Consider the following 19,116-nt stretch of genomic DNA (forward strand, 5'->3'; position numbering starts at 1 on the left):
TGCACATCGCACGACAGACCGGATGGACGCCATGCCCCACACCGTCGAACGCGCCAAGACCATCGCCGCGGAGAGACACAAGAGGACGTTCGCGGCGACCGTTCTCAGCCTTCCCCTGATCCTCTTCGCGGCCGTCTTCGTGCTCTACCCGCTCGCATCGGGCGCGTTGACCGCGTTCCAGAGCAGCACTCTGCTCGACCAGTCCAACGAGCTGAACGGCATCGACAACTTCGTGTCGCTGTTCCGCAGCGACGGCTTCGCCAAGGCGGCCGGTTTCACGGTCGGCTTCTCCGCGATCGTCGTCGCCCTCGAGATGGTCCTCGGCTTCGCGCTCGCCCTGGTCATGAACCGCGCGTTCCCCGGCAAGAAGCTCTTCTTCACGTTGCTGCTGCTGCCGATCATGATCGCGCCCGCCCTGCTCGGTGTGATGTTCCGGCTTCTGCTCAACGGCGACATCGGTGCCCTGCCCACGCTGCTGGAGAGCGTCGGCCTGAGCGTGTCGCTGTTCTCGCCGGACTCGGTCGTCCCGCTGCTGGTCGTGCTCGACGTTCTCCAGTGGACGCCCTTCACGTTCCTGATAATCTACGCAGGACTCCAGTCCCTGCCCAAGGAGCTGCTCGAGGCGTCGGCGATGGACGGAGCCGGGTACTTCCGCTCCCTGTTCTCGGTCGTCGTCCCGGTGCTCAAGCCCGTGCTGTTCGCCGCGTTCTTCCTGCGCGCGATCGATGCGATCCGCACGTTCGACGTGATCTATGTGCTCACGGCGGGTGGTCCGGGCACGACGACCACCACTCTCAGCATCTTCATCTACAAGACCGCCTTCGAGGCCGGTGACTTCGGGAAGGCCGCAGCCGCGGCACTGGTCGTGCTGCTCTGCCTGATCCCGTTCGTGCCGTTCATCGTGCGACGCATCTCCTCGACCGGAATGGAGGCCAGGCGATGAGCACGACGACCGTCCGACCCTCGACAGCGCCCATCCGCCCGCGTGCGACACGGAAGCCCGCGGCATCCGGAAGGAAGTGGCTGTTCACCGCGCTCGCCGGAGTCGTCGCCCTGATCGTGAACGTGCCGCTGCTGAACGCGGCGCTGGTCAGCTTCAAGCCCGACGGCGAGATCGCGAAGAACCCGCTGGCACCGCCGGCATCCCCCACTCTCGATCACTACGCGAACGTGCTCTACGCCTCGGGATACGACTTCCCGCGCTTCTTCCTGAACTCGGCGCTGATCGCGATCGGCACCGTCCTCGTCGTCCTGGTCATCGCGATCCCCGCGACGTACGCGATCGTGCGCCTCGGCTTCGGCGGACGGTGGATCATCAGCAGCGCATCCGGGCTGCGCCTGCTTCCCGCGATCTTCTTCGTGGTGCCGTTCTTCATCCTGTTCTCGACGCTGGGTCTGCAGGACACCATCCAGGGGCTGATCGCCGCGAACGCGTTCCTCAACCTCCCGCTCGCGATCATCCTGCTGTCGTCCGCCCTCGGAGACATCCCGCAGGAGATCGAGGAGGCGGCAGCGGTCGACGGCGCGAGCATCTACCGCACGCTGGGCTCGATCGTCCTGCCGCTGCTCGCTCCCACCGTGGTGGCGGTCGCCGTGCTCGTGTTCATCTTCAGCTGGAACGACTACCTCTTCGCACTGGTGCTGTCGACGTCGAACGCCACTCCGGTGACGCTCGGTGCGGCGAACTTCATCACCAGCACCGGCATCCGCTGGGGAGACATCTCCGCAGCCTCCGTGCTGTCGACGCTGCCGCCGCTGCTCTTCGCGGTGTTCGCCCAGCGATACCTTGTCAGTGGCCTGTCATCGGGGGCGGTCAAGGGATGATGCGGTCAGCTCAGGAAGGACCAGACCATGGCGCACAAGTATGAAGAGGTCGCTGCCAGCATCCGGGAGTCGATCGCGGAGTCCATGGCGCCGCACGATGCCCTGGCATCGGAGCGCGAGCTCATGGCCATCCATGGCGTGAGCCGGATGACGGTGCGCAAGGCCATCGCGACCCTCGTCGAGGAGGGGCGGGTCTACAACGTCCACGGTTCGGGCACGTATGTCGGATCGGCCGACATCTTCTCCAAGACGCCGAAGCTGACCTCGTTCACGGAGGACATGATCAGCCGCGGAGCGGTCCCGTCATCCCGGGTTCTCGAGCTGGCCCGCATCGAAGCGCCCGAGAGCATCGCCGCCGCGCTCGGGCTCGCCCCGTCGGAGGAGACGACGCACATCCGGCGACTCCGACTCGCCGACGATGTGCCGATCGCGATCGAGGACGTCTACGTTCCGCGGCTGGTGCTCGATCTCGAGTCGCTGAACCTCGGTGCCTCGCTGTACGAGCAGCTGCGCCTCGCCGGACACGAGGTGTTCCGTGCCGAGCAGGAGATCAAGGCGATCACGCTGACGGCGCAGGAGAGCCGGCTCTTGGAAGTCGCGAAGGGCGAGGCGGCGCTGTCGGTCACCCGGGTCAGCTCCTCTCGCCGTGGTCATCTGATCGAGTTCGCCCGCACCATCTACCGCGCCGATCGCTACACGTTCCAGCTCGCCGTCACCCGGGACGACAAATGACATCCGCGCGCACGCAGAGAAAGCTCCCCATGCTCCACAGTCTCCGCGGCGGCCTCATCGTCTCGTGTCAGGCGTATCCCGGCGAACCGCTCCGGAACGCCGAGGCCATGGCGCGCATCGCGCAGTCGGCCGTGCTCGGGGGCGCCGTCGCGATCCGGGCGCAGGGGATCCAGGACATCCGCGCCATCGCGCAGAGCGTGACGGTGCCGCAGATCGGACTGTGGAAGGTGGGCGCGGACGGCGTCTTCATCACCCCGACGCTGGATCACGCGCTGGCGGTGGCGGATGCCGGTGCCGACATCGTCGCGATCGACGGCACCCGCCGCGAGCGTCCTGACGGCCTGACGCTCGCGGAGACGGTCCGGCAGATCAGGGACCGCACCGGGCTCCTGGTGATGGCGGATGCCGGAAGCGTCGACGACGCGGTGGCCGCCGAAGACGCCGGGGCCGACATCGTCGGCACCACGCTGTCCGGGTACACGGGGGAACGTGCACGCACGGCGGGGCCGGACCTCGAGCTCGTCCATCTGCTCGCATCCCGCCTTTCCGTGCCGGTGTTCGCGGAGGGGCGCATCCACACCCCTGCCGAAGCTCGCGCCGCTCTGGACGCCGGTGCGTACTCCGTGGTCGTCGGCACGGCCATCACCCATCCGACGTCGATCACCTCGTGGTTCGTCCGCGCGCTGACCGACGAGCCGGCCCCCGCCCAGGGCGGCGTCGACCGGGTCGGCATCTGACCTCTCCGGTCCGACTCTCTCGAAAGGACGCAGAGCCATGGTCGCAGTCGCGGTGGACATCGGTCAGACGCAGGCGCGCATCCGCGTGCTGTCGGCGGCGGCACCCGAGCTGCAGGTCTCGGGATTCTCGTACGGCGCGAACCTGCTCGCGGTGATCCCCGAGATCGTCGCCGAGGCGGCCAAGCGCCTGCAGCTCGCGACCATCGACGCGATCGGCGTCGGGAGCACCGGACTGTACGGCAGCGTCCCGGCCATCGACGCGTTGGCCGAGGATCTGCATCGTCGGTACGGCGTGAAGCGGGTCGTGGTCGCCGACGACGCCGTCACCGCGTATCTCGGCGCCGTGGGCGCCGCTCCGGGAGTGGTCGTGGCCGCGGGCACCGGAATGGTCGGGCTCGGACACGGCCCTGCCGGAGCGGCTCGGGTCGACGGCGTCGGGGGAATGATCGGCGACGATGGGGCGGGCTGGTGGATCGGACGACGCGGCCTGATCGCCGCGATCAGCGCCGCCGACGGTCGCCCGGACTCGTCCGTCGGTCTCCTGAAGCGGCTGGAGGCGCGTTTCGGTCCCGTCGCGGACTTCCCCGCAGCGCTCGCCGCAGACTCCTCGCCGGTCGCGGTCGTCGCGTCCTTCGCCAAGGATGTGGCGGATGCGGCGCGCGCCGGCGATGCAGTGGCGGCGCGTATCTGGACGGAAGCGGGGACGCACATCGGGGGCGTCGTCGTCGCCGCGGCCGAGCGCTCCGGTTTCGCCGACGGGTTCCGGTGGGCCCTCATCGGACGGCTGGGCGCGGCGAGCGATCTGCTCGAGGGCGGGTGGGCACAGATCCTCGGGGAGCGGTTCCCCGGCGCCACTCGGGTCGCGCCCCTCGGAGAGCCGCTGGATGGCGTGGCACAGCTGCTCGACCTCGGTCCGGCGGACTTCGGTCCGCTCGTGCGCGAGGTCCGCATCCGCTGAATCGCGTCTCGGAAGAGTGCTCCGCCCGGCGCGCGTCAGAGATGCGAGATGCCGCGCTGATGCTTCTTCACGTACGCCCGCTCGCGGCGCGGACGGCTGTATTCGACGAAAGAACTGACCGCCCCTCCGATCAGCGCGTGGACGGCGGCACCCAGAGCGAAGAGGATCCCTCCCGCGACCGCGATGACGACGGGCAGCAGCGGGCCGAAGAGCAGCAAGTAGAAGATCACCCCGTTGTCCACGACCCCAGAGTAGAGCCCCTCCCGCAAAGGCTGCCTAGAGCCGCGGCGTCCGCGGAGGCGGGGTGCGCCGCGTGCCAGGTGCGCCGACCGCCTCGAACGCGGCAGCCAGCCGCAGCAGCCGCGTGTCGTCGTAGGCGCGCCCGACGAAGGTCAGTCCGATCGGCATGCCGATGTCGGCCATCAGTCCCATCGGCACCGTCACGGTCGGGATGCCGAGGTGGCGCACCGCGAGGTTGCCGTTGGCGATCCAGGTGCCGTTGCGCCAGCCGAGATCCGCGGATGCCGGGTTGACGTCCATGTCTGCCGGGCCGACATCGGCGACGGCGGGGAAGACCACGGCGTCGAGGCCGAGGCCGTCCATCCATGCCTCGAGGTCAAGGCGACGGGTCTCCTCGAGACCGCGCAGTCCCTCGGCGAGCTCGGGCATGTCCTCGAACCTCGCGCCGGGGTTGTGGCGCACCCAGTCCGGGTACTCGGCGATGTCGTCGTCGAAACCGGTGTACCGGTCGGGGAGTGCACCCTCCGGATGTGGCGAGATCGTCGCGCCGTCGACGTCGGCGAGGGTGTGCAGCGCGGGGTCGCCGTTCGCCTGCAGGAAGTCCTCCCAGCTCCAGGCCGACAGATCGACGATCTCCCGATGCAGGTACTCCGGCGACACCAGTCCGCGGGTCGCGAGTGTCGGCGCACCCGGTCGGTCGCCCTCGTAGTTCGACACGACCGGGAAGTCGACCTCGACGACGGTCGCCCCGGCGGCCTCGAGGTCTCGTCGGGCGGACTCCCACTGCGCGATGACCGAGTCCCGCGTCTTGATGCGCTGCCCGGTCGGTCCGCCGATTCCCGGGATGTCGGCGGTGCCGGCATCCGGATCGGCGTTGATGTACATCGTCGGGATCCCGATGCGGATGCCGTCGAGCGAGGCGCCTTCGGCCAGCGCCGGGTACGAGGGCGGGCGCACGGCGGATGCCGCCGGCAGCTCGACCCACGGCTGCGCGCGCCAGAAGTCGCCCCGGGTCTCGGCATCGTCGGCGACGATCACGTCGAGCACTTCGAGGAGGTCGGCCATGGTGCGCGCGTGCGGGACGACGACGTCCATCGTGGGGACGAGCGGCCAGTTGCCGCGGGTCGAGATCACGCCGCGCGAGGGCGTGTAGGCGCAGAGCGCGTTGTTGGTCGCGGGTCCCCGGCCGCTCGACCAGGTCTCCTCCCCGAGGCCGAAGGCGGCGAAGCTCGCAGCGGTCGCTGTGCCCGATCCGTTCGACGAGCCGGAGGCGAACGGCGCGGTGAGGAAGTCGCCGTTGTACGGGCTCTCGGCCCGGCCGTAGACGCCGCGCTGCATCCCGCCGTTGGCCATCGGGGGCATGTTCGTCAGCCCGAGGCAGATCGCGCCGCCCGCGCGCAGGCGCTCGATCGTGAAGGCGTCGCGCTGGGCCACGAGATCCGCGAACGCCGGGCTGCCGGCCGCCGCGGTGAGGCCCTCGACGAGATAGCTGTCCTTCGCCGTGTAGGGGATGCCGTCGAGCGGGCCGCGCGTCTCGCCGCGGGCTCGGCGGGCGTCGGATGCCGCGGCCTCGTCGCGCGCCGCGGGGTTCGCGACCACGACCGCGTTGAGGGCGGTGGCGGTCTCCGTCCCGTCGTACGCGGCGATGCGCGCGAGGTACGCGTCGACGAGCTCGACCGCGGTGGTCGCGCCGGAGTCGAGTGCACGGCGGAGGTCGGCGATCGTGGCTTCGGTGACGTCGATCATGAGAGGTCCTTCGGAGGTGGTGTTTCGTCTCGCCGGCGCTCGCTCAACGACCGGCGGTCGGGAGCGCGGGCTGCTGCTGGGTGATGCAGTGGATGCCGCCGCCGCGGTCGAACAGGGGACGCGCGTCGACGGTCACGACGCGGCGTCCGGGATACGCGTCGGCGAGGACATCCCGCGCCGCGGCATCCGCCTTCTCCTCGCCGAACCCGCAGGCCACGACGCCGTCGTTCGTGACGAGGTGGTTCACGTAGCTCCAGTCGACGAAGCCGTGGTCGTCTCGCAGCGTGGCGGGGGCGGGAAGGCCGATGACCTCGAAGCGGCGGCCCGCGGCATCCGTCTGCTGCTCCAGGTGCGCCCGCAGGTCGCGGGTGACGGCGTGGTCGGGGTGATCGGCATCCTGCTGGTCATGCAGCAGGATGCGGCCGGGGGAGACGATGGTCGCGACGATGTCGACGTGGCCGTTCGTGCCGAAGTCGTCGTAGTCGCGGGTGAGGCCGCGGGGGAGCCACACGGCCTTCGTCGCACCGATCGTGCGGAGCATCTCCGCCTCGACGCGCGCCTTGTCGGCGAAGGGATTGCGCCGCGGATCGAGCTGCACGGTCTCGGTGAGCAGCACCGTGCCTTCACCGTCGACGTGGATGCCGCCGCCCTCGTTCACGAGCACCGAGCTGACGATCTCCGCTCCGACGGAGCCCGCGACGATGCGTCCGTGCTCGGCGGCCAGGCGCCACTCGGCCCAGTCGGGTGCACCCCAGCCGTTGAAGATCCAGTCGACCGCGCCGAGCACACCGGGGCGCTCGTCGTCGATCACGAAGGTGGGTCCGGAGTCGCGCATCCAGAACTCGTCGACCGGCGCCTCGATGATGTCGATCCCCCCGCCCAGCATCCGGCGCGCCCGGGAGATCTCGCTCGGGTCGACGAGCATCGAGACAGGCTCGAACTCGGCGACGGCGTGGGCGACGGCCGTCCAGGTCGCGTAGCCCTCCTCGCGCTCGGCGGCAGTCTCGCCCAGGGTCTGGCCCTCGGCGGGGAACGCCATCCAGGTGCGGTCGTGGCGTGCGGTCTCGGCAGGCATGCGCCAGCTCATCGTGATCTCCTCGCTGGTGGTCCCGTTCACAGCATCAACGCTGTTGAACACGTGATCAACGGGTGCTACGGTATCCCTCGATGAACACCACGTCAAGAGCACCCGCACCGCGGCGGTTGCCGCCGGAAGAACGCGAGCGTTCGATCGTCGACGGCGCCGTCGCCCTGGCACGCGAGAGCGGGATCGACACGCTCACCGTGCGCGCCGTCGCCGCGCGCGTCGGGGTGACCCCGGCCCTCGTGGCGCACTACCGCCCCGTCATGGACGCCTTCGTCGCCGAGGTCTTCGGCACGATCGTCGCGGCCGAGCGAGACGAGGTGCTCGACGACTTCACGCCGACCGGCGGTCTGCGTGCGAGCCTGCAACGGCTGGTCGAGACCCTGCTCGACGACTCCCGTGAGGACGTCGCCCTCGTCTGGGTGCAGGCGTGGTCGCTCGGGGTGCGCAACGAGCCGCTGGGGGAGCGCGTCCGCGCCGAGATGGACCTCTGGCAGAGCCGGCTCGCGGCCGTGATCGCCGACGCCGACTCGGCCGACCCCGACGACTCCGCGGATCCGGCCTTCGCCGCGTGGATGCTGCTGGCCATGGTCGACGGCATGAGCGCGCACTCCCTCGTGAAGTGGGCGCCCCGCGACCGCGCCGACCTCGCCCGCCGCACGGTCGCGGCCGTCCTCGACCGACATTCCGCCATCCCGATCAGTGAGGACCGCCCATGAGCGCCGACCGCATGCACGCCGCATCGCCCGAATCGACCGCGATCGTCGACGCCGTGCTCGACTACTCCCGGCGGCGGATGCTGGCCACCGACGTGCCGCTCGACAAGCCGCAGACCGAGGCCGAGCTCAACCGCCTGATCGGCGCGACCATCACGGATGCCGGGCTCGGGGCCTCTCGGGCGCTGAGCCTGTTCGAGCACGTGCTCGCCCCGGCGTGCCTGACCACCAGTCATCCGCTCTACCTGTCCTTCATCCCGACCGCTCCGACGATGGCCGCCATCGCGTTCGACCTGGTCGTCTCGGCATCCGGTCTCTACGGAGGCAGCTGGCTCGAAGGTGCGGGCGCGGTGCACGCCGAGAACGAGGTGCTGTCGTTCCTCGCGAAGGAGTTCGGACTGCCCGACACGGCCGGCGGCGTGTTCGTGCAGGGCGGCACGATCGGCAACCTGTCGGCGCTCGTCGCCGCGCGCGAGGCGGCGAAGGCACGGCTGATCGCCGCCGGCAAGGAGCTGCCGACGCGGTGGAAGATCGTGTGCAGCGTCGAGGCGCACTCCTCGAACAAGTCGGCCGCCAGGGTCATGGATGCCGACGTGCTCCTGGTCCCGGCCGGCGACGACGGCGTGCTGCGGGCGGATGCCGTGCGCGAGGCGCTGGCCGAGCACGGCGACGAGATCTGCGCGGTCGTCGCGACGGGCGGCTCCACCAACTTCGGGATCGTCGACGACATCGCAGGCATCGCGGCGCTGAAGGACGAGTTCGACTTCTGGCTGCACATCGACGGCGCCTACGGGCTCACCGCGATGCTCGCGCCCGAGGCGCGGCCGATCTTCGCGGGCGTCGAGCGCGCCGACTCCGTGATCGTCGACCCGCACAAGTGGCTGTTCGCTCCCTTCGACTGCTGCGCCCTGATCTACCGCGATCCCGACAACGGCCGCCGCGCGCACACGCAGCACGCCGAGTACCTCGACATCCTCACCGACGTCGACGAGTTCAGCCCCTCGGACTACTCGATCCAGCTCACCCGACGCCCGCGCGGGCTGCCGATGTGGTTCTCGCTCGCGACCTACGGCGTCACCGCCTACCGGGATGCCGTGAGCAGCACGATCGCCCTCACGAAGCGCATCGCCGGAGAGATCGCGCGTCGCCCCGAGCTGCGGCTCGTGCGGGACCCGCAGCTGTCGGTCGTGGTCTTCGAGCGCGAGGGCTGGGAGCGCGCCGACTACGACCGCTGGTCGGCCGAGCTGCTCGACTCGCAGCGCGCGTTCGTCGTGCCGAGCTCGCATGCGGGCCGCCCGAACACGCGCTTCGCGATCCTCAACCCGCTCACGACGTTCGACGACCTGGTCGGCATCCTCGACACGATGAAGTAGGCCGCGGGGCGGCGGCCCCCGAAGCGGAAGCGCGGCCGGGACCCGGATGCCGTCAGCGCGTGGTGTGCGCGTTCAGGAAGGCGATCGTCTTCTGCAGGGCCGTCTGCGCGTCGGGCATGTCCAGGTGGAACTGGTACTCGTGCGGCAGCGCGGGCTCGTGCGGGGCGGGCCAGAACTGCGTCGTCACGTCCACGCCGAGCTCCTCGAGACGCTGCGCCATGGGGATCGACTGCAGCCAGGTGAGACCGTCGCCGTTGCCGCCGGAGATGTACGTCGTCGGGAAGTCCGCGGTCACCCAGTCGACGGTCGACATGGTCGCCCCGGTCGAGTCCTCGGCCCAGGTGCGCGTGCCGGAGTACGCCCACATCGCCGACTTGAAGCCCCAGCCGGCGATACCGTCCAGTCGGGCGAGGGCGGCGAGGTCGTACACGCCGCAGTTCAGCACGGTCGCGACGACCTGATCGGCCGCGATGGTCGGCTCGATGCCCATGATCTCGGCGTAGTCCGGGCTCGTGATGAGCGTCGCCATCTGGCTGGCGAGCTGCCCGCCGGCGGAGTCTCCGGCCAGCACGATCTGCTTCGGGTCGACGCCGAGCTCCTCCGCGTGCTCGTCGATGTAGGCGAGGGCCTCGTTGAGCTGGTTCACGGCGAGCGGGTACACGCCCTCCGGGCCGATCGTGTAGTTCACCGCGATGGTCGTGTAGCCCTCGGCGGCGAGGATCCGCATGTACGGGTCGACGTTCTCCTTGGCTCCTGAGATCCAGGCGCCGCCGTGGATCCAGACCACGGTCGGAAGGGGGCCGTCGGCGGATGCCGGACGGAAGACGTCCATCGTGGTGTCGGCGCCCGCGTCGCCGTACGAGACGTCGAGCGTCTCGGTGAGCTTCGTGTCGGGCACGTGCTTGTCCATCTCGGCGGCGGTCGCGTCGCCGCCCTTCGTGAACACCGCGCGGATGATCATCGCCGAGGGCCAGGGGCTGATCGACCCGATGATCGCGACCACCGCGACCACGGCGATGATCACCCCGAGGGCGACCTTCGTGCGGTGCCACGGCCGGCGGGCCTTCTTCGGGTGATCGGACTCTTCGGCGTGCGCGCCAATGCTCATGGAACCCCTCCCTGCGCATCAGTGTGCCAGTATTCCGGTTCGCCTCGCACGCAGTCCGCCTCGCATGAGCGTCGCGCGACGTCGGCGCGGGTTCGCGCGTCGGCTACGTTAGTAAGGTAACCCTTACCGACCTCAGGAGCCCCATGTTCTTCCGCCCCGCCTCGGCGACACTCTCGTGACCACCGTCGGCGGAGTGTTCCGGGAAGCCGTCTGGGGCAGGGGTCGCCGCGCGCGAGCCGCGCTCTCGATCGTGGGCTTCTGCGGCCACCAGCTCGCCGAGGTGATGGTTCCGGTGGCGGTCGGCGTCGTGATCGATCGCGCCATCGCCCCGCACGACCCGGCCGCGCTGGCCTGGTCGCTAGCCTTCCTGGTCGTGGTCTTCGCGGTGCTGATCTGCGCCTGGCAGCTCGGCGACCGTGTCGGCACCGTCGTCTACGCGCGCGGCGAGCACTCCCTCCGGCAGGGCATCCTCGGTCTCGCCCTGCGCCGACGCACTCGCCGACCGGCAGGTGAGGTCCTCACGATCTCCTCCTCGGATGCCGGTGAGACGGCGGGCTTCTTCTGGGTCGTGGCCGAGCAGGCGGCGGCCGCGACGGCCGTGATCGTCGCGTGCATCACCCTGCTGGTCATCGCCTGGCCGCTCGCGCTCGCCGTGGTCATCGGCACGCTCGTGCAGGCGCTCGTGGTCAACGCCGTCAGCGGAGGTCTGCGGCGGCGCGGCTACGAGGCGCAGCGGCAGGCCGCCCGGCTCGACGCGGTGAGCACGGACTTCGCCACCGGGCTCCGTGTGCTGGGCGCCCTGGGCGGCGCCACGCGGGCGACGGAGCGCTACGTCGCCGAGAGCGCGGTCGCCGCGGGGGCGGCCTATCGCGCCGAGAAGGCGGCTGCGGCGCTGACCGCGCTCAATCTCGTCGTCAGCGGTCTCGCCTTCACGGGCATCGCGGTCCTCGGCGGGTGGCTGGCTCTGGACGGGGCGATCACGGTCGGCGGCTTCGTCACCGCGATGGGTTTGGCGCAGACGATCCGCGGACCCCTGTCGGCACTCGGATACCTCCCCGCGGAGATCGCGTCGAAGCACGGTTCGGCGACGCGCATCGCCGAGTTCGCCCAGGAGGCGGGGGAGGCGTCGGCCGCTTCGGATGCCGTGCTGCCGGATGCCGCACTGCCGGGCGCCCCTTCCGGAGGCAGTGACGTCGTCGCGCGGGTGGTCGTCGACGGGCGACGCCTCGACATCGCCGCCGGCGAGATCACCGGCATCCGTGCGGACCCGGAGCGCATCTCCGATCTCGCCCACCTGTTCGGCGGGCGAAGGGAGGCCGACGCGGGCGAGCTCGTCGTCGACGACATCGACGCGATCCACCTCGGACCCGAGGGCCTGCGGGCGCTGGTGTTCGCGCCGCCGCACGACGCGGCCGTGTTCACCGGCTCGGCCGCCGAGAACATCGCCGAGACGATTGAGGACGCCCACCTGTCGGCATCCGCCTTCGACGAGGTCGTGCACCGACTGCCCGACGGTCTCGACGAGCGCATCGGGGAACGCGGGCTGCGGCTGTCGGGAGGGCAGCGCCAGCGCCTGCTGCTCGCCCGTGCGCTGCACCAGCCGCAGCGCCTTCTCGTGCTGCACGAGCCGACCACCGCGATAGACCCCATCACCGAGGCGCAGGTCGCGGCCGGGCTCGCCGGCGAAGGTCGCACGATCGTCCTGCTCACGGACCGGGCATCCCTGCTGTCGGCCTGTCATCGCGTGCACGACCTGAGGAGGGCGGCGTCATGATCGACGAGAAGCTGCCCATCGCCTCGGGTCGCGATACCGCCCGCGGTCTGCTCGCCGCGCTGGGTCGGCGCCGGGGCCTGACGATCCTGGCGCTGGTCACCCTGTGCGCCGGCGTCGGTGCGGCGCTCGTGGCCCCCTGGATCATCGGCCTCATGGTCGACGACATCACCCGGGGCGGCGGATCGCTGCTGCCCTACGGGCTCGCGCTCGTCGGCTCGCTCACCGCGGGTGCCGCGCTCACCTGGGCGGGACGCGTGCTGCTGGCGCGCCTCGGCCAGGGCACGATCCGCGAGGTGCGGGAGGCCGCGTTCCGCACGGCGCTGGCACAGCCCACGGCTCGCATCGAGGCCGCCGGGACAGGCGACCTGGTCGCCCGCCTCTCCGGTGACGTGCGTGCGGTCGGGCAGGTCGTCGAGGAGGCGCTCCCGGCCTTCCTGGCCGCGCTGTTCGGCATCGTGCTGAGCCTCGCCGGCATGGGGCTGCTCGACGGGCGGTTCGCCCTCGCCGCCCTGCTGGCCGCTCCCGTGCAGTACTTCTCGCTGCGCTGGTTCCTGCGTCGATCCGCCCCGGTCTACCGTCGGCACCGGGCCGTGGTCGCGGAGCGCGGACAGCGCACGATCGAGGCGGTGCGCGGGGTCGACACCGTGCTGGCGCTGCGCACGGAGGAACGGCATCTGGAGCGCATCGCCGAGGCGAGCGAAGACGCGATCGGGCTCGAGGTCCGGGCGACCAAGGTGCGCAACGACTTCAACGTCTTCCTGAACGGCGCCGAGCTGGTCGGTCTGTCCGCGGTGCTCGTGGTCGGCTACTTCCTCGTGGCCGACGGTCAGGTCGAGCTGGGGGCTGCGACCGCCGCCGCCCTGTACTTCCTCGGCCTCTTCGGGCCGATGGGGACGCTCCTGTTCCGGATCGACGAGCTGCAGGATGCCGGCGCGAGCCTCGCCCGGCTGTTCGGCGTGATCGGTCTGCCCTCGCCCGCCCCGCGAGACGGGGTCGCGGCACCGCGCAGAGGCGCGATCGATGTGCGCGAGCTCGGTTTCGCGCATCGGCCGGGACAGCGCGACCTCGACGCGGTGTCGATGTCGGCGGAGCCGGGGGAGAAGATCGCCGTCGTCGGTGCGAGCGGCGCGGGCAAGACGACTCTGGCGCGGGTGCTGGCCGGCGCTCTGCCACACGGGGAGGGCGCGGTGCGGCACGACGAGGTCGACATCGAGGCCTGGCATCCGCACGATCTGCGCGACGCTGTGGTGATGCTGACGCAGGAGCCCCATGTCTTCGCCGGCTCGATCCGCGACGACCTCGCGCTCTTCAGCGACGCCGACGAACAGCGGGTGCGCGGGGTCATCGACGAGCTCGGAGCGGGGTGGATCCTCGCGCTGCCGGAGGGCCTCGACACGGTCGTCGGAGAGGCGGGAGTGCCGCTCACTCCGGGGCGGACGCAGCACCTCGCCCTCGTGCGGGTCGCGCTCGCCGCGGCATCCGTCGTCATCCTCGACGAGGCCACCGCCGAAGCGGGATCCGCCGATGCCGAGCTGCTCGACGAGGCCGCACTCGCTGCGATCGGCGAACGCACCGGCATCGTGATCGCGCACCGGCTGAGTCAGGCCGTCACCGCCGACCGCATCCTGGTGATGCAGGACGGCCGCGTGGTGCAGTCCGGCACGCACGACGAGCTGGTCGCCGCGCCGGGCCCGTACGCGGACCTGTGGGCGGCCTGGACCGCGTGGTGAGGCCCCATCGCTGATTCGGCCCCACCTCTCGGCGTGAGGCTGAGGGCAAGCCCGACCCGGGAACGCGAACGGATGCCGCTCGTCAGGCCGTGAGCCCGGCGATCAGTCGGCGCAGCCCGTAGTCGAAGGCGCGGTCGACGTCGCCGCCGAGTCGGAAGGCGCCGGAGAGCTCCATCTGCAGGAAGCCCGTCGCCCAGGCTGTGAACAGGCGGGCGGCGTCGAGCGCGTCATCGTCACCGACCAGGGCGGATGCCGCGCGGATGAGCGGGGCGGCCGAGCGCTGCAGAGCGGCATGCGGCGCGGCCGCGCTGAACATGAGCCGGAACGCCTCGGGCTGCTGCCGGGCGAACGACCGATAGGCGCCCGCGATGTCGGTGAGATCGGCATCCGCGGCTTCGAGGCGGGCGGTGAGTTCGTCGATGATCGATTCGGCGATGGCCGAGAGCAGGGCGTCGCGATCGCGCACACGCTTGTAGAGCGAAGGAGCGCGCACGCCGACGCGCGTGGCGACGGCCTGCATCGTCACGCCGGCGGGTCCGGAGGCGTCGAGGATCTCGCGGCCCGCGGCGATGATCTGCTCGAGCGAGGTCCGATCGGGTGTCGGCATGGGAACTCCTTGATAGCTATTGACAATAGCCATCATAGCTACGTATCGTAGCCATCGCAAACATCCCCGGAAGGAATCCGCCATGAAGCTCGCACCGCACCTGCATCGGCTCGGCAACGACATCGTCGCGTCGTACCTCATCGACGTCCCGGAGGGGATCACGCTGATCGACGCGGGACTCCCCGGGCACTGGAACGACCTGAAGGCCGAGCTGGCGGAGATCGGGCGTCCGATGTCCGACATCCGGGGCCTCGTGCTGACGCACGGCGACAGCGATCACATCGGGTTCGCCGAGCGCCTGCGCCGGGAGGCCGGGGTTCCCGTCTTCATCCATGCGGCGGATGCCCACCGCGTGCGCACCGGGGAGAAGCCGAAGACGGCGATGGGGCCGGCACGGCTCGGACCGACGCTGGGCTTCTTCGCCTACGGCATCCGCAAGAACGCCCTGCGCACGCACCACGTCAGCGAGGTCGTCGAGGTCGCGGACGGCGACGTGCTCGCTCTCCCCGGCGCTCCGGTGATCCTCGGGATGCCGGGCCACTCGCCGGGGAGCATCGCGGTGCACGTGCCCGTCGCCGACGCGGTCTTCGTCGGTGACGCGCTCACCACACGCCACGTGCTCACCGGTCGCACGGGCGCTCAGCCGGCGCCGTTCACCGACGAGCCCGACACGGCCATGAGCTCGCTCGACCGGTTGGCAGGGGTGTCGGCGTCGTGGGTGCTGCCCGGGCACGGCGCCCCGTGGCAGGGGTCGCCTGCCGGCATCGCCGCGGCGGTGCGGGCTGCGGCCTGACCGGGGTCCCGATTCGCGGAGTCCGTCCCGATCAGCGGATGGTTTCGGGGAATTCGCCCGCAGATCGGGAGAGGGTATGCAGATCGGGACAGGGCTCAGCGCGCCGCGAGGACGGATGCCGTGTCGCTCACGGTGATCTGCGGCGGATACAGGCCCATGACCTGGATCGCCGCGGCGTGGTTCTCGGCCGTCGACCCTGCGCAGGCGTCGGCGGCGATGGTCACGTGTGCCCCGGCATCCGCCGCGGCCAGCGCCGTGGAGATCACGCAGCAGTCGGTCGACACCCCGGCCAGCAGGACACGCGCCGCTCGCCCGACCAGGGCCTCGAGCTCCGGGCCCCACTTGCCGAACGTGGGCAGATCCAGCGTCGGATGCGGCGACAGCCCGACCGCCTCGGGTACCAGGGCGAACAGCGGATCGGTCGGCGGCTGGTCGGCGAAGGGCCACGCGGCGAAGTAGGCGCCCCAGGAGGTCGAGCGGTCGGCCGTCGGCATCCACCGCGTCACGATCACGCGCTCGCCGAAGGCATCGGCCAGGGCGCGGATGCGCGGCATCGCGTCGGCGAAGAACGGCGATCCCCAGGCCGAGTCGGGTGCGGCGAAGATCGTCTGCGGGTCGATCACGACCAGCCAGGCGTCGGGGCCTGGCGTCTCGTCTCGTCGCTGCGCTCCTCGCTCGACGACCGGGGAGTGGTCGAGCGCGCCTCGCTCACCGGGTCCCTGGGTCCCTGAGCCAGTCGAAGGGCTCACGCCTCTTCCTGTCGCCGGATCTTCGCGGCGCGCGCGAAGTACGTCACGAGGAACGACAGCACCAGCGCGAAGAAGACGCCGAGGTTCGCGTAGGCCCACTCGCCGTCCTTGCCGCCGATCAGGACCAACAGGTACCCCTGCCAGTTGTTCCAGGGGGCATCGGCGGCGAAGTTGTTGATCACGAAGCCCCAGCCGATCACGGAGGCGACGATCATGGTGCCGATCGAGGTCCAATCCCAGGCGCCGTAGCGGCCGGCCGAGTCGAACAGGGCATCCTCGTCATAGTCCTTCCCACGGCGCAGGATGTCGGCGATCAGGATGCCGGCCCACGACGCGAGCGGCACACCGAGAGTGATGAGGAAGCTCTGGAACGGTCCGAGGAAGTCGGTCGCGAAGAAGACGACGAAGACCGTTCCGATCGTGAGGATCACGCCGTCGATCGCCGCCGCCGAGGGGCGGGGGATGCGGATGCCGAGGCTCAGCAGCGTGAGCCCGGAGGAGTAGATGCCCAGCACCGCTCCCGACACGAGCGCGAGCACGGCCGTGAGCAGGAACGGCACCAGCACCCAGACCGGGAGGATCGAGGCGAGCGCGCCGATCGGGTCGGCGGCGATCGCGTTCATGAGGTCGTCGTCCGAGCCGCCGAGCAGCAGGCCGAACACCACCAGGATCACCGGAGCCACCGAGCCGCCGATCGTGTTCCACGCGACGATCGCGCCATCGGATGCCGTGCGCTTCTGGTAGCGCGACCAGTCCGCGGCGATGTTGATCCAGCCGAGGCCGAATCCGGTCATGACCATGACGAGGGCGCCGACGACCTGGCCGATGCCGCCGTCGGGACGCGCCATGACGGCGGCGAGATCGATGCTCGGCGCCGCGAGGATGATGTAGAGCACGGTGACGACGCCGGTGATCCAGGTGAGCACCGACTGCAGCTTCATGATCGTGTGGTACCCGAGGACGGATGCCGTCACGATGAGCGCCGCGACGATCACGGTCGCGATGATCTTCAGCGCGACGCTGTCGCCGTCGCCGCCGAGCTGCGTGATGATCGTCGCGGTGGCGAGCACGGCGAGGATCGCGAGGAACGTCTCCCAGCCGATCGACGTCAGCCACGAGATGATGCCGGGCACCTTCTGCCCCTGCACGCCGAACGCGGCCCGGGAGAGCACCATGGTCGGCGCCGAGCCGCGCTTGCCGGCGATGGCGATGAGTCCGCACAGCAGGAACGACACCACGATGCCGATGATCGACACCAGGGTCGCCTGCCAGAACGAGATGCCGAAGCCGAGCACGAACGACCCGTACGACATGCCGAAGACCGACACGTTCGCTGCGAACCAGGGCCAGAACAGGTCGCGGGGCTTCGCGTTCCGCTCGGATTCGGGGATGATCTCGATGCCCGCGCGCTCGATGAGAGCAGGCTTGATGTCCGTCATGGACACATCTTGGCACTGCGCGAGCGTGCCGGGGGCGGCAATCGGGGTCAGGCGGTGAAGAACGACTCCGCGGTGCGCGAGAGGTCGTACAGGTCGGAGACGCCGGCGAGCTCGCGCGCGGAGTGCATCGACAGGATCGGGATGCCGACGTCGACGGTGCGGATGCCGAGCCGGGTGGCGGTGATCGGGCCGATCGTCGAGCCGCACGGCACGCCGTTGTTCGACACGAACTCCTGGGTCGTGACCCCGACCCGCTCGCACCATTCGCGCCACGCGGCCGTGCCGACGGCATCCGTCGCGTAGCGCTGGTTCGCGTTCAGCTTGAGGATCGGGCCCGACCCGAGGACGGGCTGCACGACCGGGTCGTGCTTGGCGACGTAGTTCGGGTGCACCGAGTGGCCGACGTCGCTGGACAGGCACCAGGACGATGCGTACGCCCGACGGCGGTCGGTGGCGTCCGCGCCGAGTCCGGCGTAGAGGCGCTCGAGCACGTCCTCGAGGAAGGGGCCGGCCGCTCCTGAGCGGGATTCGGAACCGAGCTCCTCGTGGTCGAAGGCGGCGAGCACCGCGACGGGGCGACCCGCACGGGACCCTGAGCCTGTCGAACGGGCGGCGATCTCACCGAGCGCGACGACTCCGGCGTGCACGGACGCGAGGTCATCGAGGCGTCCGGAGGCGAAGAACGCGTCGTCCTTGCCGAAGACGGCGCCGCGCGCGGTGTCGGCGATGACGACGTCGTAGCCGCGGACATCGGATGCCGTCACGCCGGCGGACGCACCGAGCTCCGCGAGGATGTCGGCCTGGGTCGGGTCGCCGAGGCCCCAGACGGGCTGCGTCTCGGTCTGCTTGTCGAGGGAGAGCCCGTTGTTGACGCCGCGATCGAGATGGATGGCCAGCTGCGGCAGCCTCAGCAGAGGACCGGTGTCGGCGAGCACCACTCTGCCGTCCGCGAGGGCGAGGCGTCCGGCGAGGCGCAGCTCGCGGTCGAGCCAGGAGTTGAGCAGCGGACCGCCGTACACCTCGACCGCCGCCTGCAGCCATCCGCGGGCACCGGTGGTCGGCTGCGGCTTGAGCTTGAAGCCGGGGGAGTCGGTGTGCGCGCCGAAGACGTGCACGGGCGTGGTCGCCGCGGCATCCGTCGGCACCACCCAGGCGATCGTGGCGCCGTCCCTGACGACGACGAAGCGCCCGCCGGGCTGCGCAGGCCACGCCTCTTCCTCCTGCAGTCGGGTGAATCCGGCGCCTTCGAGGCGGCGGGCGACCTCGGCAGCCGCGTGGTAGCTCGACGGAGAGGCGGCGACGAAGTCGGCGAGGTCCTCGGCGTGGGCGAGAGCGTCCGGGGTGACGGGCATGTCGTGACCTTCCTGCAGGGGTGTCCTTCGATCGTAGGCGGCGCAACGCGTTCGTCCTGTTCATCTCCCGTTCCCGACGATGGGTTATGGTGTACCGCGATAGCGCCTAGGGTTCCGGGGTCCGTCCCGTCTGGTCCGAGCGGCGCCACGGTCC

18 protein-coding genes are annotated in these 19,116 nt (G+C 70.6%); 10 read left to right on the forward strand and 8 right to left on the reverse strand.

The window, feature by feature from the left end:
* Positions 1-31 precede the first annotated feature (31 nt).
* From DC434_RS12110 to DC434_RS12130, 5 genes are read left to right on the forward strand one after another with little or no spacing between them, the layout of a single operon-like run.
* Positions 32-943, forward strand: coding sequence for a sugar ABC transporter permease (locus tag DC434_RS12110; RefSeq protein WP_165808062.1), 912 nt, complete (start codon positions 32-34; stop codon positions 941-943).
* Positions 940-1,824 (forward strand): carbohydrate ABC transporter permease, encoded by an 885-nt coding sequence (locus DC434_RS12115; protein ID WP_116635560.1) that lies wholly within the window; start codon positions 940-942, stop codon positions 1,822-1,824. The genes DC434_RS12110 and DC434_RS12115 overlap by 4 nt, the downstream gene beginning before the upstream one ends.
* 27 nt (positions 1,825-1,851) lie before the next feature.
* Positions 1,852-2,556 (forward strand): GntR family transcriptional regulator, encoded by a 705-nt coding sequence (locus tag DC434_RS12120; protein ID WP_116635561.1) that lies wholly within the window; start codon positions 1,852-1,854, stop codon positions 2,554-2,556.
* A 29-nt stretch (positions 2,557-2,585) separates the two neighbouring features.
* Positions 2,586-3,293, forward strand: a complete 708-nt coding sequence (locus tag DC434_RS12125) for an N-acetylmannosamine-6-phosphate 2-epimerase (RefSeq protein WP_207769966.1) — start codon at positions 2,586-2,588, stop codon at positions 3,291-3,293.
* Between the two features lie 37 nt (positions 3,294-3,330).
* Positions 3,331-4,251 (forward strand): BadF/BadG/BcrA/BcrD ATPase family protein, encoded by a 921-nt coding sequence (locus tag DC434_RS12130; RefSeq protein WP_116635563.1) that lies wholly within the window; start codon positions 3,331-3,333, stop codon positions 4,249-4,251.
* Positions 4,252-4,286: 35 nt separating this feature from the next.
* Here the strand turns inward: DC434_RS12130 and DC434_RS12135 are convergent, their stop codons facing one another.
* From DC434_RS12135 to DC434_RS12145, 3 genes are read right to left on the reverse strand one after another with little or no spacing between them, the layout of a single operon-like run.
* Positions 4,287-4,493: a hypothetical protein gene (locus DC434_RS12135; protein WP_116635564.1), complete on the reverse strand. Its 207-nt coding sequence runs from the start codon at positions 4,491-4,493 to the stop codon at positions 4,287-4,289.
* Positions 4,494-4,527: 34 nt separating this feature from the next.
* The gene (locus DC434_RS12140) at positions 4,528-6,237 is read right to left on the reverse strand and encodes an amidase (protein WP_116635565.1); all 1,710 of its coding nucleotides are present in this window, start codon (positions 6,235-6,237) and stop codon (positions 4,528-4,530) included.
* A 43-nt stretch (positions 6,238-6,280) separates the two neighbouring features.
* The gene (locus tag DC434_RS12145) at positions 6,281-7,324 is read right to left on the reverse strand and encodes an agmatine deiminase family protein (RefSeq protein ID WP_116635938.1); all 1,044 of its coding nucleotides are present in this window, start codon (positions 7,322-7,324) and stop codon (positions 6,281-6,283) included.
* 80 nt (positions 7,325-7,404) lie between these two features.
* Between DC434_RS12145 and DC434_RS12150 the strand changes: the two genes are divergently transcribed.
* Positions 7,405-8,040 (forward strand): TetR/AcrR family transcriptional regulator, encoded by a 636-nt coding sequence (locus DC434_RS12150; protein ID WP_116635566.1) that lies wholly within the window; start codon positions 7,405-7,407, stop codon positions 8,038-8,040.
* Complete coding sequence (locus DC434_RS12155) at positions 8,037-9,410, forward strand: aminotransferase class V-fold PLP-dependent enzyme (RefSeq protein WP_116635567.1); 1,374 nt, start codon at positions 8,037-8,039, stop codon at positions 9,408-9,410. The genes DC434_RS12150 and DC434_RS12155 overlap by 4 nt, the downstream gene beginning before the upstream one ends.
* Positions 9,411-9,462: 52 nt before the next feature.
* Here DC434_RS12155 and DC434_RS12160 read toward each other — a convergent pair whose 3' ends face one another.
* Complete coding sequence (locus DC434_RS12160) at positions 9,463-10,518, reverse strand: alpha/beta hydrolase (RefSeq protein ID WP_116635568.1); 1,056 nt, start codon at positions 10,516-10,518, stop codon at positions 9,463-9,465.
* 175 nt (positions 10,519-10,693) lie between these two features.
* Here DC434_RS12160 and DC434_RS12165 point away from each other — a divergent pair, with 175 nt between their 5' ends.
* Positions 10,694-12,292 carry an ABC transporter ATP-binding protein gene (locus DC434_RS12165; RefSeq protein WP_116635569.1) on the forward strand — a complete coding sequence of 533 codons (1,599 nt, stop codon included), beginning with the start codon at positions 10,694-10,696 and terminating at the stop codon, positions 12,290-12,292.
* Complete coding sequence (locus tag DC434_RS12170; protein ID WP_116635570.1) at positions 12,289-14,022, forward strand: ABC transporter ATP-binding protein; 1,734 nt, start codon at positions 12,289-12,291, stop codon at positions 14,020-14,022. The genes DC434_RS12165 and DC434_RS12170 overlap by 4 nt, the downstream gene beginning before the upstream one ends.
* Positions 14,023-14,104: 82 nt before the next feature.
* On the opposite strand, the gene DC434_RS12175 is transcribed toward DC434_RS12170, so the two are convergent.
* The gene (locus DC434_RS12175) at positions 14,105-14,629 is read right to left on the reverse strand and encodes a TetR/AcrR family transcriptional regulator (RefSeq protein WP_116635571.1); all 525 of its coding nucleotides are present in this window, start codon (positions 14,627-14,629) and stop codon (positions 14,105-14,107) included.
* An 82-nt stretch (positions 14,630-14,711) separates the two neighbouring features.
* On the opposite strand from DC434_RS12175, the gene DC434_RS12180 reads away from it, so the two are divergent.
* On the forward strand, positions 14,712-15,422 hold the full coding sequence (locus tag DC434_RS12180) for an MBL fold metallo-hydrolase (protein WP_116635572.1): 711 nt from the start codon (positions 14,712-14,714) through the stop codon (positions 15,420-15,422).
* Positions 15,423-15,517: 95 nt separating this feature from the next.
* On the opposite strand, the gene DC434_RS12185 is transcribed toward DC434_RS12180, so the two are convergent.
* From DC434_RS12185 to DC434_RS12195, 3 genes are all read right to left on the reverse strand, one after another.
* On the reverse strand, positions 15,518-16,051 hold the full coding sequence (locus tag DC434_RS12185) for an isochorismatase family protein (protein WP_116635939.1): 534 nt from the start codon (positions 16,049-16,051) through the stop codon (positions 15,518-15,520).
* A gap of 116 nt (positions 16,052-16,167) precedes the next feature.
* Positions 16,168-17,610 (reverse strand): cytosine permease, encoded by a 1,443-nt coding sequence (locus DC434_RS12190; RefSeq protein WP_116635573.1) that lies wholly within the window; start codon positions 17,608-17,610, stop codon positions 16,168-16,170.
* A 47-nt stretch (positions 17,611-17,657) separates the two neighbouring features.
* Positions 17,658-18,962, reverse strand: a complete 1,305-nt coding sequence (locus DC434_RS12195) for a M18 family aminopeptidase (protein ID WP_116635574.1) — start codon at positions 18,960-18,962, stop codon at positions 17,658-17,660.
* Between the last annotated feature and the right edge of the window lie 154 nt (positions 18,963-19,116).

Source organism: Microbacterium sp. TPD7012 (assembly GCF_003075395.1).
In the GTDB taxonomy this organism is placed as follows: Bacteria; Actinomycetota; Actinomycetes; order Actinomycetales; family Microbacteriaceae; genus Microbacterium.